Origin of the sequence: Streptomyces sp. NPDC088746, from assembly GCF_044751065.1 — a bacterium.
In the GTDB taxonomy this organism is placed as follows: Bacteria; Actinomycetota; Actinomycetes; order Streptomycetales; family Streptomycetaceae; genus Streptomyces.
Window position 1 is genome coordinate 34,134 of record NZ_JBIVLA010000012.1, and the last position, 13,772, is coordinate 47,905.

Below are 13,772 nucleotides of genomic sequence, written 5' to 3' on the forward strand. Positions count from 1 at the left end.
GCCGTGTTGCGGATACACACAGCTGACCGGGAAGACCTCCGAAGTGTGACAGGACTCCGGATGTGACGTGCGTTACTCCTCAGCGTGCCGCCAGCCAGTCCGCATACCGGGTGGGGGCGAGCGCGGCGTCGTCCTTGCCTGTGAGGACGTCTCCCTGGATCACGGCGAACATGCCGGCGGAGTCGTCAGTGGTGACCGTACGGCCGTCCGAACCGGCTGCGAGCGTGATCCTCCCGAGCTCGTCGAGAGGGAACACCTCGGGCCCCGCGATGTTGTGGATGCCTTGCAGGGGTGCGCCCACGGCGACATCGGCGACCGCGTCGGCCACGTCCTGGGCGGCGATCGGCTGGATCGGGGTGGCGGGCAGCCGGACGGTGTCACCGTCGGCCGTCCAGCTCATGACCGAGTCGATGAACTCCATGAACTGCGTGGCGCGGACGATGGAGTACGGGATCGGTCCCGCTGCGAGGATCTCCTCCTGGAGAGCCTTCGCACGGTAGTAGTCCAGTTCGGGTACCTGGTCCACGCCGACGATGGACAGTACGACGACGTGGCCCACCGCGGCCTTCTGCCCGGCGTTCAGCAGGTTGTCCATCGACTGCCGGAAGAAGGCCGGCGCGGCCTCGTCGAAGGTCGGGGAGTTGGTCAGATTGACGACGACGGCGGCGCCGGTCAACGCCTTCTCCAGGCCCTCGCCGGTGACGACGTCCACGCCCGTGGACTTGGAGTGCGGCACCGCCTCGTGCCCGTCGGCGTTCAGCTTCTCGACGACCTTCGATCCGATCAGCCCCGTACCGCCGATCACCGCGATCCTCATGACGGGCCCTTCTTCCGGAGGACGTTCTCACACCTGCTGCGATTCACCGGTCCACTGAAACACGCCCGCCACCGGCCCGCACTCGCTCGCCCCCGCCGGTGGTCAGCCCGCCGTCACGGCCGCACGGTGCTCCGCGAGGCGCTCCCCGGACACTTCCCTCGGGCAGACGGCGACCTTGCCGACGCCCCCGAGGAAGAAGGAGCAAGGGCCACACTCCCGATGCGCAGGGGAGAGGTGGTGCTGCCGGGGACGACGCCGTGGCCGTCCGGGGCCGTGCTGGTGACGAGGGCGTAAGGGATCCACTCGCCGGGCCGGAGGGTCCTGGAAGTACGAGCCCGCGCCCAGCCCGCCGGGGGGATTGCAGGCGTAGCCGGAGACGCGGTAGGCGCGCCCCTCGGTACTGTCCGCGGAGTGGACGCGCGCGGCCCACTCGCACGCCGAGTCGGCCGAGCGCTTCGACAACCACCACGTGGAGAGCGCCGCCTGGCGGCGGTTCGCGGTCTCGTGAGTAGGGCCGGTCCGACCGGGAAGGCGGAGGTGCATGCGTGCGCTGCACGCCATCGGGTAGTCGGCAGCGCACGGAGTAACCGAGCAAAAGAAGGAGCTGTTCCTCCATGTCCTCCTCCCTCGTGGAAACCGTCGACATCAAGGCACCGGTCAGCGTCACCTGGGCTCTGTGGAGCGATGTGACGCAGTGGCCCAAGTTCCTGAGCCACGTGCGACGGGTGGATCCGATGGACGAGCGCCGGTTCTCCTGGCAGTTGTCCCTGCCGGGCGCCGACAAGAGCTTCGTCGCGGAGCTCACCGAGGTCGTCCCGCAGGACCGGATCGCCTGGAAGACGATCGAGGGCGTGCACCACGCGGGCGTGGTCACCTTCCACCGGCTCGACGACACCTCCAGCCGGGTCGCCCTGCAGATCGAGTACGACCCCAACGGCTTCGTCGAGCACTTGGGCGCACTGACCAATCTCGACTCGGCCCTGGCCAACTACGACCTGGGTGAGTTCCAGAAGCTGGCCGAGTCCACGGCCGCGGGCGACGGCCCTCGGGGGGTGTGACGCCCCGTACGGCCCCCGCAGACGGGACCCGCCCGTGCGCACCTCCATGGTGCGCACGGGCGGGTCCCGTCTGTCGCCGTCGCGGGCCCGACAGGGGGTCAGCGTCGCGACGGAGCAGAGGAATCCGGCCGACCGGCCACCACCTGTTCACCGTCTGCGCCGGTGTCCGCCTCCGGTTCGTGCGGGGTCTCGGTCTCCGGGCCGGGCCCCGCCGCCCGCTCGCGCGCCTCGGCCGCCTGGCGGGCGGTGCGCAGCGGCGACTGCGTCCACTCGGCGAACCACCAGACGCCGGCCACCACGCACGCCCACATGAGGCCGCTCAGCACGGCGCTCGGCCACGGTGCCCGCTCCGCCCAGCGCTCCACGCCGGTCAGCACCGCCCAGCCGATGAGCAGGACGGTCACAACTCGTACACGCCTATATCTGAACATCCCCGCCCGGTACCCGGTCGGCGAGCGGGTACGCAGAGGGACCCGAAAGATTCCCGCCGGTCACTCCCGGCGGCCTCTGTCTCTTCCCATGGAACGGGGGTTGTCGGCAGCGGCCGGAGCGGGTGGGATGATTGCATGAAGAAAGCGCTTTCACCGGTCTCCGCCGAACCCCTGGCGTCCTTCGACCACCTCGATCACCGCTACCGCGGAGAGAACCCGGTCCGCACCCTCGGCCATCTCTTCCGCCCCGACCGCGGCAAGCTGGTCCTCGCGGTCGCCATCTTCGTCGTGAAGCACAGCCCCATCTGGCTGCTGCCGCTGATCACCGCGACCGTCCTCGACGTGGTCGTCCAGCACGGTCCCGAATCAGGGATCTGGAAGTCCACCGGGGTCCTGCTGTTCATCCTCGTGATCAACTACCCGCTCCACCAGTGGTACGTGCGGCTGCTCGGAGGCAGTATCCGACGTATGGGCACGACCCTGCGCTCGGCGCTCTGCCGCCGTATGCAGCAACTCTCCGTCGGCTATCACGCGCGGGTCAGTTCGAGCGTCCTCCAGGCCAAGGTGGTCCGCGACGTCGAAGCCGTGGAACAGATGGTCCAGCAGAGCTCCGACATGGGCCTCGGCGCCGTCGTCACGCTGATCGGCGGTCTCGTGGTCATCGGCGTACGGGTGCCCGAGTTCCTCCCCCTCTTCCTCGTCGTGGTCCCCGCGGCCGGCTTTCTCGTGATGAAGCTGCGCAGCCGGCTGCGCAGCCACAACGAGTCCTTCCGCCGCGAGGTCGAACACCTCTCCTCGCGTGTCGGGGAGATGACCACCCTGATCCCCATCACCCGCGCCCACGGGCTGGAGCGGACCGCGCTCGGCCGGGTCGACGGGTCGCTGCGCCAGGTGTTCGCGGCCGGGCTGCGCCTGGACATGATCAACGGCCGTTTCGGATCGCTGGCCTGGGTCATCCTCAACACGCTCGGCGTCCTGTGTCTTTCGGGCTCGGCCCTGGTCGCCTACCACGGCTGGATGCCCGTCACCGCCGGCGACGTGGTGATGCTCAGCGCCTTCTTCACCGTGCTGACCGGTTCCGTGACGACCCTGCTGGGTCTGGCTCCGGTCCTCACCAAGGGCCTGGAGTCGGTGCGTTCGGCAGGTGAGGTGCTGCAGGCGCCCGACCTGGAGAACAACGCCGGCAAGGCGCGGGTCGAGAGCGTCGTCGGCCGCATCGACTTCGAGGACGTGGGGTTCGCCTACGAGGACGGGGAGCCGGCGGTCGACGGGTTCACCCTCTCCGCGCGGCCGGGCGAGACCATCGCGCTCGTCGGGGCCTCGGGCGCGGGCAAGTCCACGGTGCTCAACCTGCTCATCGGGTTCATCAGGCCCACCTCGGGCCGCATCCTGCTGGACGGGACCGACATGGCCGGACTCGACCTCCGGACCTACCGGCGGTTCCTTTCGGTGGTGCCCCAGGAGTCGATCCTCTTCGAAGGCAGCATCCGCGACAACGTCACGTACGGCATGGGGGACACGGACGAGGAGATGCTGATGCGCGCCCTCCGGGACGCCAACGCGCTGGAATTCGTGAACGGTCTGCCGCGAGGCCTGGACACGGTCATCGGGGAGCGCGGGGCACAGCTGTCGGGCGGTCAGAAGCAGCGGCTCGCCATCGCCCGGGCACTGATCCGCGATCCGAGGGTGCTGGTGCTCGACGAGGCGACCTCGGCGCTCGACAACCGTTCCGAAGCCCTCGTGCAGGAGGCGCTCGCCAGGCTCGTGGACGGCCGGACGGTCTTCGTCGTCGCCCACCGGCTCTCCACCATCCAGGGAGCCGACCGCATCGTGGCCATGGAGGGCGGCAGGATCGCCGAGGTGGGGACGCACGAGGAGCTGCTGAGCACGGACGGTGTGTACGCGGGGCTCCAGCCCTCCCGCCCGAGGTGATCTGCCGCGTCATGACCTCGCGTCGGAAACCCCGCTTGATAGGCAAGTCGATACTTGCCTATGGTGGTGGTCATGGCGGAGGATGTCTTCAAGGCCCTGGCCGACCCCACCCGTCGGCGCATTCTCGACGAGCTGGTGGAACGCGACGGCCAGACCCTGTTCGAGATCTGCGCGCGGCTGGTGACCAAGCACGGTCTCGGGCTGTCCCGCCAGGCGGTCAGCCAGCATCTGTCCGTGCTGGAATCCGCGGGTCTGGTCCTCGTGCGCCGCCAGGGCCGCTACAAGTTCCACGACCTGAACACCGAACCCCTTGAGCACATCGTGACCCGGTGGCTCAGGCCCGACACGCCGGAGAGCACCGCATGAAGATCCATCTGTCCAGCGTCTTCGTCGATGACCAGGAAAAGGCCCTGCGCTTCTACACGGATGTGCTGGGCTTCGTGAAGAAGGCCGACGTCCCGCTCGGGGCGGACCGATGGCTGACCGTCGTCTCGCCGGAGGCCCCCGACGGGACCGAACTGCTGCTGGAGCCCGACGGTCACCCCGCGGTGAAACCGTACAAGGACGCGCTGGTCAAGGACGGGATCCCGGCCACCTCCTTCGCCGTGGACGACGTGCGCGCGGAGTTCGACCGGCTGCGCGGGCTCGGTGTGCGCTTCACCCAGGACCCGCTGGAGATGGGCCCGGTCACCACGGCGGTTCTGGACGACACCTGCGGCAACCTGATCCAGATCGTGCACAGCGCGCAGTGACCCGACGGCGGGGGTGGGCGGGCCGACCACCCGGGTCCTCCGCCGGCGTGCGTACCAAGGAGCGGTGAGCCCCGGAAGGTCCGGGTCCCACCGCTCCTTCGCGCGTACGGGGAACCTCGGTGCACCCGCCCCGCGCAATCCGCACACGTGGTCGATGCGCGGCCACCCGTGCGGAGCTGACGGCGGACGGATTCGGCTGCCCGTGCGAGGCGTCATACCAGAGCGGGACGCCTGGCGGGCAACTTCGACAACTGCACGTCGAGCACGGGCCATTGACGACTACCGTGTGTGGCCGGTGATCAACGGTGGGCTCATATCGGTCGAGCCTGCCCCAGCCGTTGACCCGGGCCTGACCGACCACCGTAGGTGTCACCACACGAATGCCGATTCCTGGTGCCCCACGTACCGAGGACGATGATGTCTCAACTTCGCGCACCCAACGCGCGACCGGAACGCCGCGAAGGTGGACGGCACGGCCGTCCGGGTGGCCGTTCGCACTCGGCCGCGAGCCGGCCGCGAGCCGCGCAACCCGTTCCCGACAGCAGGCTGCGACCGCAGCTGCTGCGTACCGCCCTCCTTCCGACCGTGGCCGCCGTGCTCAGCGGAGCGGCGGCTGTCATCTTCACCATCCGGGCCTCCGGGGTGCGTCCCTCCGGGAGCCTCCTGGCGGCGCTCGGAGGGTCCGGGGCGCTCGCCGTGGCGGCCGTGGCCGCGGCCTTCCTCGGCTCCGGCCGTGTCGCCACCGGGGTCCTCGACCGTGCTCTGGCGCTCCGGCGCACCGGCGCCCAGCACCAGGCCGACCTCCAGCGCGTCGTGGAACAGCTCCGCGACGGTGAACCCCTGCCGGCCCGCCGGCCGACGCCGGCCGCCGCCGACGACGCGGACGCCTTCGACCTCCTCGCCCAGGAGATGGGCCGCTCGCAGGACGAGGCGGTGGCGGCCGTCGTCCAGGCCTCACAGCTGTTCCGCAGCAACGGGAACGAACAGAAGGTCGAGGTCTTCGTCAATCTCGCCCGGCGGCTGCAGTCCCTCGTGCACCGGGAGATCCAGATCCTCGACGAGCTGGAGCACGAGGTCGAGGACCCCGACCTGCTCAAGGGCCTCTTCCACGTGGACCACCTCGCCACCCGCATCCGCAGGCACGCCGAGAACCTCGCCGTGCTCGGCGGCGCGGTCTCACGGCGGCAGTGGAGCAATCCCGTCACCATGACCGAAGTGCTGCGCTCGGCGATCGCCGAGGTCGAGCAGTACCCCCGGGTCAAGCTGGTACCGCCGATCGACGGCACCCTGCGCGGACACGCGGTCGCCGACGTGATCCACCTCCTCGCCGAACTCGTCGAGAACGCGACGGTGTTCTCCGCCCCGCACACCCAGGTCCTGCTGCGCGCCCAGCGCGTCACCGCCGGGCTGGCCCTGGAGGTGGAGGACCGGGGACTCGGCATGCCCGGTCCCGAGCAGAAGCGGATGAACACCCTGCTCGCCGACCCCGACCAGGTCAACGTCGCCCATCTGCTTCAGGACGGGCGGATCGGACTGTTCGTCGTCGCCTCCCTGGCCCGGAGGCACGGCATCGCCGTTCGGCTGCAGAGCAACATCTACGGGGGCACACAGGCGGTGCTCGTGCTGCCGGAGGTCCTCCTGGGCATCGACATCGATGCCACGGCACCGGCCGGGGCGACGAAGGCCCCGCCGTCCGGGACCCACGACGCATCGCCCGTAGTCCCGCCGCAGGCGGCGGCCCAGCCCTCACCGCGGCTGGACCGGGCCCCGGGGGAGGGGCCGCCGCTGCCGCTGCGTGCCGAGCGGGTGGACCGCCCGAACCTCGCGGCGACCCCCTCGGGCGTCCGGTCCGTCGAGACCGCCGAGCCCACGCCGCCGCCCGCCGGGCCCGCGCGGCCGGCAGGGCAGAGCCCCGCGGCCGTGCCCGCCCCGTCGGCTGTGTCCGTGCCCGCGCCCGTGCCCGCCCCGTCGGCTGTGCCCGCGCCCCCGGTCGGGTCCGCCCCGCCGGCTGTGCCCGCCTCCTCGGTCGGGCCCGCCCCGTCCGCCGGGTCCGTCGCTTTCGTCCGGACCGCCACGGACACCGGCGCCCCCGCCGAGGCGCCCGCAGCCGCCCCGGACCGCCCCCAGCTCCCCAGGCGCAGCAACCAGGAGCATCTGGTTCCGCAGCTCAGGGAAGCCCCGGTGCCGCGCGCCGAGGACGGGAACGCCTTGCACGACCCCGGCCTGATGGCGGCCTTCCGGCGTGGGGTCGACCTTGCGGAGGCCCAGACCGCGGAGGAGCTTCAACCGTCGGACGCCTACGGCTCACCGGGCGCCGAGCCCGCCGCCCCCGGCCCCGCCGTGACCGTCGGGGCGCAGCGTTCCCACGGCCTCGCCCCGCTGCCGTTCCGCAGCCCCGCGGCCACCACGACAGCCGGTAACGAGCGGGCGGACCCGGGACACCGGGGACCGCAGACGCCCGAACCGGATCCACGAACCGAGAACATGTTCAAGGAGTAGATACACCATGACGAGCGAAATGCCGTCCGGTCAGGTCTCGGACCTCGACTGGCTGTTGAGCGGCCTGGTCCAACGGGTGCCCTACACCCGCAGCGCCGTCCTCCTCTCTGCGGACGGCCTGGTGAAATCCGTACACGGCATGGACGCCGACAGTGCCGATCACATGGCCGCCCTGGCCGCAGGCCTGTACTCACTCGGCCGGAGCGCCGGTGCCAGATTCGGTGACAACGGCGACGTCAGGCAGGTCGTGGTCGAGCTCGACTCGACGCTCCTGTTCGTCTCCACCGCCGGCTCCGGCACCTGTCTCGCCGTCCTCGCCGGCCGTGAGGCGGATGCCGCCGTACTGGGGTACGAGATGGCCATGCTGGTCAAGAGCGTGCGCCCCTACCTGATGACGCCGCTCCGGCAGCCGGCCGGAGCGCCGTTCACCCCGGGGCTGTGAGGATGCCGGCCCCGCAGGACGGGCCGTTGCTCGACGACGCGGCAGGCCGGCTGATCCGCCCGTACACCGTGAGCAACGGCCGGACGAGGCCGACCACGGTGCTCGACCTGCTCTCCCTGGTGATGGCCACGGGGAGCGTGCCCCAGGCCCACCTCGGCCCTGAACACGCCGTGGCCCTCGAGCTCTGCGGCGGACCCACGTCCGTGGCGGAGATCGCCGCCCATCTGCGGCTGCCCGCCGTCATCACCAAGGTCCTCCTGTCCGACCTGGTCGACTGCGGAGCGGTCACCGCGCACGCCCCCGCGTTCCATGACATGCCCACCGACCGATCCCTGCTGGAGGCAGTGCTCGATGGTCTACGACGACAGCTCTGACAGCTCCGGAAGCTCCGAATACTTCCCCGTGGCCCTCAAGATCCTGGTCGCGGGTGGTTTCGGCGTCGGCAAAACGACGTTCGTGGGCGCCGTCAGCGAGATCGCACCGCTGAGTACCGAGGAGCTCCTGACGCAGGTCAGCGCGGCGACCGACAGCCTCGAAGGCATCGAATCCAAGTCGGCCACCACCGTGGCCATGGACTTCGGCCGGATCACGCTGTCCGAGCAGCATGTGCTCTACCTCTTCGGAACCCCCGGGCAGGAGCGCTTCTGGTTCATGTGGGACGAGCTGTCCAAGGGCGCCCTCGGAGCTGTCGTGCTCGCCGACACGCGCCGGCTGGCCGAATGCTTCGCGGCCGTCGACTTCTTCGAGCGGCGAGGCATCGGGTTCATCGTCGCGGTCAACGAGTTCGACGGCGCCTACCGTTACGAACCGGAGGAGGTGCGGGCGGCTCTCGACCTGGGGCCGGCGGTGCCGGTCGTCCTCTGCGACGCCAGGATCGCCAGCTCGGGCACCGGGGCGCTGGTCACGCTCGTCCAGCACCTCATCAACGCCACGGCGCCGGCGCCGCTCTCGGGTTTCGGAGCCCAGCCGTGATCCCGTACGGGACGGGCCGGCCGCTGCTCACCCCCGTCGACCGGGACGGGGCGCGCAGGAGCGCACGGCTGCGGAGGCTCGGCCTGGGGGAGCGTGCCGACGCCTCGTTCGACAGCTTCGACGCCTTCGCCGACCGGGTGGCGGAGGTCACCGCGACACCCTTCTCGATAGTCAACTTCATCGACGAGAACAGGCAGTTCTTCGCGGGGCTGCACACCCCGGCCGGCATCCGGGGCGGAGCGGACCTGGGTGCCGCTGCCGCGGCCGGAAGCGGCGGCCGGTATCTGCCCCGGGATCACGGCTACTGCCCGCACGTCCTCGTCCGGCGCAAGGCCCTGGTGCTGGAGGACGTCTGCGACTACCCGCGGTTCGCGGGCAACCCGGTGGTGGACGACATAGGCATCCGCTCCTACCTCGGCGCCCCGCTGATCGACCGTATGGGCGTCGCGCTCGGCACCGTCTGCGCCGTGGACACCGTGCCGCGGGCCTGGGGCCGGGCCGGACTCGACACCATCAAGCTGCTGGCCCGGGAGTTCGTCGTAGAGATCGAGCGCCGGGAGGCCGTGAACCCCTGACCTCGGGGGCGGGCGCTCAGTCCAGTGCGAACGCGTCCGCGAACAGGTGAAGTTGGATGGCGAGCAGGACGTCGCCGTCGTGTCCCATGCCGGTGAACACTCCCGTCGCCTCCAGCCGTACGTGTACGGCGCCCGCCGGACCGTATGCCGCGCGGCGCGGTGTCCGAGGCCGTGTGCGCGGCGTACCGGTCGACGTGTACCGCTCTGCACACTCCTGCGTACCGGGTGGGTGCTCATGAGGGCGCTCCCGGTGCGGCCCGGCCGGGCTGATCGCCGCGGAACCGGCGCCGTTCTTCGTGCGTGAAGGGCATGACGACACGTACACCCGGCTGCGGGTGCGGCTCGTCGCCTCCGACGACGTGGCGGAGCTGACGGCGATCCTCGCCGACTCCGCCGACCACCCGGAGCTCGGTCTGCCGCCGGGGCAGGGCTGAGGTGTCGTGCTCGGTCCGTGATCCGTCGTGCACGTGGGGACATCGAGCGAGGTCGAGGTCCGGCCACCGGAAACGGGTTCGTGAGCACCGGCGTAAGTGCGGTATTGTTCTCATGCGCGTTCGGCCAGGGGAAACCCCAGGTCAGGCGGGCATCGGGACGTGGCGCAGCTTGGTAGCGCACTTGACTGGGGGTCAAGGGGTCGCAGGTTCAAATCCTGTCGTCCCGACTGGAGACAGTCGCAGGTCAGGGCCGGTTTCGGAGAAATCCGAAACCGGCCTTCGGCATTCCTGGGGACCAGCCGGGGCCACATGAACCTGGACCCCGGCATCGGTGAACCAGGTCAGCCCCGTCACCTGTGCGTAGCCGAGCAAGCGAGCGACGATGCCGGCCCGGCGAATGCGCTCGATCCGCCCGTCGAACCCTCGCACCCTGCGAAGCGACGAGTCTCCGGCCCGGTGGAGGGCACCAGGCGCATCGCATCCGTGTGATTCCATGTGCAGCACAGCTGCATCGGACGGGGCGAGGGGGCGCAACATGCCGATGGCGCGAAGGAGGGCCGCGCCTTCTGAGTGGGAACCGCGGGCGGGACACCACTCCAGCGTGGTTTCCTCCGACGACCGGCAGTGGGCCGAACATCTCGGCGCCTCGGTCCGCGGCGGACCGGAGGTCGTGGACCGATGACAACCTACGGGCCGACCTCGGCCGGCCCCGGCCGGCAGGCCGCTTTCCACCATCCGGCACTGTTCTACGGCACCGAGGACGACTACCGCGACGGAGTCGGGACCTTTGTCCAGGATGCCCTGGACCAGGAGCACTCGGTGCTGGTGGCTGTGCCCGGGCGGCGCCTTTCGCTGCTGCGGGACCTCGTGGAGGGCAACCACAAGCACGTCAAGTGGGTGGATATGCGCCAGGCAGGGCGCAATCCAGGACGTATCCTCTCGATGCTCCAGGAGTTCGCGGACCGTGCGGGGGACGCACGCGCACAGGCGTCGATCGTGGGAGAGCCGATCTGGGTCGGGCGTACACCGGCGGAGGCGTGGGAGGCGACTCGCCACGAGGCGCTGATCAACGTCGCTTTCACCGGGCGCCCGGTCAGCATCCTGTGCCCCTACGACACGGCGCTGCCCGACGACGTGCTCGCACAGGCGTACCGCACCCACCCGACGGTCGGGGATACGGGGGCGTACCGTGCCAGCTCCCGCTACGCCGATCCCCACGAGGTCTGCCGCGACTGCGACACCCCGCTGCCCGAGCCGCGGGACGCCGTCGTCGTCCCGTTCGGCGAGAAGGGTCTGGCGTTCGTACGCGACGAAGCTGCTCGCTGGGCGGCCGGCGCAGGCCTGCCGCCGGCCCGCCGCACGGACTGGCTCCTCGCCGTAGGAGAGGCGACCAGCAACTCCGTGCGTCATGGGGGCGGCCGCGGGACGCTGCGCATGTGGTGTACCGACGGCGAGCTCGTCGCGGAGATCCGCGACCAGGGCCTCCTTGCCGATCCCCTCACAGGCCGCCGCCGCCCCGACCCCCGGGGGACGACCGGAGGCCGAGGTGTGTGGATCATGCACCAGGTATGCGATCTGGTCGAGATCCGAGCGGTGGAGCAGGGGCTCGTCCTGCGTCTCCACATGGGCCTGGAGTGATCCGGGCAGCCCCCGTGACGGACCGGACTCGGCCGGCCCTCAGCGTTGTGCTGCCGCTCGGCGCAGAGCCGCGACGAGTTCCTTGTTGCTCGCGCCTTTGAGCACGTACTCGGTGACGCCGGCGCTCATCATCTGCTCGACGGAGCCCTTGTCGTCGTACGCGGAGAACGCGACGATCCGGCTGGCCGGTGAAGACCGTCCGATGTCCCTGGCGACGGAGGGGCCGCCGCCGGGGAAGCGGACGTCCAGGATCACGAGGTCAGGTTGATGAAGGTCAGTGAGTCGAAGCGCCTGCTCGCCGTTGCACGCGGTGCCCACGACTTTCAGATCGGGCTGTGCCTGCACGACCTCGCTCAGGGTGCCCAGGAGCGTCACGTTGTCATCACACAGGATCACGCTGAACGGTGAGCCGGGGGAGCCGTCCGGTGCCGCCGGGGTCACGGTGCTCCGTCCGTCGGCGCCGAGTCCGGAAGCGGCAGGGGATTCGGCACCCAGAACTCGACCGTCGTCCCCGTTCCGGGGTGGCTGTGCATGGACCACCATCCGCCTGCCGTCTCTGCTCTCTCCCGCATCTCGATGACCCCGAAGTGCTCGCGGCTGCCGTCCTGGGACATCGGCGCGCCGGTTCCGTCGTCTTGGACACGCGTCACGATGCCCCTGTCAGCCGACGTGACGCGGATGTCGACTCTGCCGGCACGTGCGTGCTTGTGCACGTTCAGCAATGCTTCCTGGACGATACGGAAGATGGTGATGGCCGTCTCGGGCGTGGGGGCTCGGTCCAGTTGGTGCTCGAACGAGTAGGCCATCCCCCAGGAGGAGCCCACGACGTCGTCCAAGTGACTGGAAAGCGCTTCGACGAGGCCATGCCTGTCGATCCCGGGCGGGTGCAGCCGGAAGGTGAGACTGCGCAGCCGGCCGATGGCCTCACGCACCGACGCGTCGAGACGCTGCAGCTCCGCGGAATGCGACTCCGGCACCCGCTCCGCCAGCAGTTCCAGCCGCATGCCCACAGCGACCATCGCCTGGATGGAGTCGTCGTGGACATCCCATGCGATGCGTCGTCGCTCGGTCTCCTGCGCCTGGACCAGGTGATTGAACAACCGGCGTCGCTCGATGAGGGCGTCCTGCGCTGCCCGCCGTTCGGACATGTCCCGGGTGACCTTGCCGAAGCCCTGCAGCACGCCCGCCTCGTCCCACAACGCGGTGATGACCACGTTCGCCCAGAATCGGGAGCCGTCCTTGCGGACGCGCCATCCCTCGTCCTCCAGTCTGCCTTCGGCCACAGCGGTCTCCAGCTCCCACTGCGGCTTGCCCGACGACTTGTCCTCAGGCGGGTAGAAGACCGAGAAGTGCTGTCCGAGGATGTCCGAGGCTCTGTATCCCTTGATCCGCTCGGCCCCAGCGTTCCAGCTGATGATGTAGCCCTGCGGGTCGAGCATGAAGATTCCGTAGTCCATCACACCCTGAACCAGCAGTGTGAACGCCGCTTCCGACAGCGGAGCGGCCTGTTTCCGCTCAGGCCCCTGCTGTCCAGGCTCTGGCGTCACTTGAGGAGCCCTTCACGTCGCGCGATCGTCACGGCTTCCAGCTGGGAACGGGCGCCGAGCTTCTCCAGCACCCGCTGTACATGGTTGCGGCCCGTGTTGAGGGCGACCCCCAGCCGATCGCTGATCTCCGCGGTGCCGCAGCCCTCCCCGAGCAGATGAAGAGCTTCCCGCTCCCGCGGAGTCAGGTTCGCGCCGAGCCCCGGCGCCCTGCCGGTCAGCCTTTCCAGCACGTCGCCCAGCCATTCCTGGCTGAACACCACCTCGCCCGCCGCCACCCGACGGACAGCGTCCTCCAGTTCGTGCAGACCGCGGGCCTTCAGGATCAGGCCGGCTCCGCCCGCCTCGGCGACGCGCGCGGCCACCGACCCGCTGCCCTCGCCCGTCAGGACCAGGACGCGTACGTCCGGAACGAGTGCCAGCAGATCGGCGATGGCCGTGACTCCGTCACCGTCCGGCAGGCGCCGGTCCATCAGTACGACATCCGGCTCGCATCGCCTCGCGTCGGCCAATGCCGACGCCACCGACGCCGAGCGCGCCACGATGTGCAGATCGGGCGAGCGCTCCAGGGCGAGGCAGATCGCCTCAGCCACCATGTCGTGGTCCTCGACCAACAGGATCCTGACCGGGCGGCTGCGGGAAGGTGAAGGCATCGGTGCTTCCTTGCAGGTGGCGGAT

At 70.2% G+C, this 13,772-nt stretch carries 16 protein-coding genes and 1 tRNA gene; 12 read left to right on the top strand and 5 right to left on the bottom strand.

What is annotated here, in order from left to right:
- Positions 1-79: 79 nt before the first annotated feature.
- Complete coding sequence (locus ACIP63_RS35285) at positions 80-817, bottom strand: SDR family oxidoreductase (protein ID WP_401524256.1); 738 nt, start codon at positions 815-817, stop codon at positions 80-82.
- 614 nt (positions 818-1,431) lie between these two features.
- Here ACIP63_RS35285 and ACIP63_RS35290 point away from each other — a divergent pair.
- Positions 1,432-1,875: an SRPBCC family protein gene (locus ACIP63_RS35290; protein WP_362940333.1), complete on the top strand. Its 444-nt coding sequence runs from the start codon at positions 1,432-1,434 to the stop codon at positions 1,873-1,875.
- 98 nt (positions 1,876-1,973) lie between these two features.
- On the opposite strand, the gene ACIP63_RS35295 is transcribed toward ACIP63_RS35290, so the two are convergent.
- Positions 1,974-2,279 (bottom strand): hypothetical protein, encoded by a 306-nt coding sequence (locus tag ACIP63_RS35295; RefSeq protein ID WP_401524258.1) that lies wholly within the window; start codon positions 2,277-2,279, stop codon positions 1,974-1,976.
- Between the two features lie 162 nt (positions 2,280-2,441).
- On the opposite strand from ACIP63_RS35295, the gene ACIP63_RS35300 reads away from it, so the two are divergent.
- From ACIP63_RS35300 to ACIP63_RS35350, 11 genes are all read left to right on the top strand, one after another.
- Positions 2,442-4,238 carry an ABC transporter ATP-binding protein gene (locus ACIP63_RS35300; protein ID WP_401524261.1) on the top strand — a complete coding sequence of 599 codons (1,797 nt, stop codon included), beginning with the start codon at positions 2,442-2,444 and terminating at the stop codon, positions 4,236-4,238.
- Positions 4,239-4,310: 72 nt separating this feature from the next.
- Entirely contained in the window at positions 4,311-4,604 is a 294-nt protein-coding gene (locus ACIP63_RS35305; protein ID WP_401524263.1) for an ArsR/SmtB family transcription factor, read from the top strand.
- Positions 4,601-4,990 carry a VOC family protein gene (locus tag ACIP63_RS35310; RefSeq protein ID WP_401524266.1) on the top strand — a complete coding sequence of 130 codons (390 nt, stop codon included), beginning with the start codon at positions 4,601-4,603 and terminating at the stop codon, positions 4,988-4,990. The genes ACIP63_RS35305 and ACIP63_RS35310 overlap by 4 nt, the downstream gene beginning before the upstream one ends.
- A gap of 417 nt (positions 4,991-5,407) precedes the next feature.
- Positions 5,408-7,489: an ATP-binding protein gene (locus ACIP63_RS35315; protein ID WP_401524269.1), complete on the top strand. Its 2,082-nt coding sequence runs from the start codon at positions 5,408-5,410 to the stop codon at positions 7,487-7,489.
- Positions 7,490-7,496: 7 nt separating this feature from the next.
- Entirely contained in the window at positions 7,497-7,931 is a 435-nt protein-coding gene (locus tag ACIP63_RS35320) for a roadblock/LC7 domain-containing protein (protein WP_014152748.1), read from the top strand.
- Positions 7,932-7,933: 2 nt separating this feature from the next.
- Positions 7,934-8,305 (top strand): DUF742 domain-containing protein, encoded by a 372-nt coding sequence (locus ACIP63_RS35325; RefSeq protein ID WP_401524271.1) that lies wholly within the window; start codon positions 7,934-7,936, stop codon positions 8,303-8,305.
- A complete protein-coding gene (locus ACIP63_RS35330) occupies positions 8,283-8,903 on the top strand; it encodes a GTP-binding protein (protein WP_401524274.1) in 621 nt (206 codons plus the stop codon). Before ACIP63_RS35325 ends, ACIP63_RS35330 begins: the two co-directional genes overlap by 23 nt.
- A complete protein-coding gene (locus ACIP63_RS35335; RefSeq protein ID WP_401524276.1) occupies positions 8,900-9,478 on the top strand; it encodes a GAF domain-containing protein in 579 nt (192 codons plus the stop codon). Before ACIP63_RS35330 ends, ACIP63_RS35335 begins: the two co-directional genes overlap by 4 nt.
- A gap of 296 nt (positions 9,479-9,774) precedes the next feature.
- Positions 9,775-9,912: a hypothetical protein gene (locus tag ACIP63_RS35340; RefSeq protein WP_401524278.1), complete on the top strand. Its 138-nt coding sequence runs from the start codon at positions 9,775-9,777 to the stop codon at positions 9,910-9,912.
- 153 nt (positions 9,913-10,065) lie between these two features.
- Positions 10,066-10,139 (top strand) — tRNA-Pro (locus ACIP63_RS35345).
- Positions 10,140-10,590: 451 nt separating this feature from the next.
- Positions 10,591-11,550 (top strand): anti-sigma factor RsbA family regulatory protein, encoded by a 960-nt coding sequence (locus ACIP63_RS35350; RefSeq protein ID WP_401524280.1) that lies wholly within the window; start codon positions 10,591-10,593, stop codon positions 11,548-11,550.
- A gap of 39 nt (positions 11,551-11,589) precedes the next feature.
- On the opposite strand, the gene ACIP63_RS35355 is transcribed toward ACIP63_RS35350, so the two are convergent.
- The 3 genes from ACIP63_RS35355 to ACIP63_RS35365 are packed head-to-tail and all read right to left on the bottom strand — an operon-like array spanning position 11,590 to position 13,747.
- On the bottom strand, positions 11,590-11,991 hold the full coding sequence (locus ACIP63_RS35355) for a response regulator transcription factor (RefSeq protein ID WP_401524282.1): 402 nt from the start codon (positions 11,989-11,991) through the stop codon (positions 11,590-11,592).
- A complete protein-coding gene (locus tag ACIP63_RS35360; protein WP_401524284.1) occupies positions 11,988-13,097 on the bottom strand; it encodes a PAS domain S-box protein in 1,110 nt (369 codons plus the stop codon). The genes ACIP63_RS35355 and ACIP63_RS35360 overlap by 4 nt, the downstream gene beginning before the upstream one ends.
- Positions 13,094-13,747, bottom strand: coding sequence for a response regulator (locus ACIP63_RS35365; RefSeq protein WP_401524287.1), 654 nt, complete (start codon positions 13,745-13,747; stop codon positions 13,094-13,096). Before ACIP63_RS35365 ends, ACIP63_RS35360 begins: the two co-directional genes overlap by 4 nt.
- Positions 13,748-13,772: the final 25 nt, after the last annotated feature.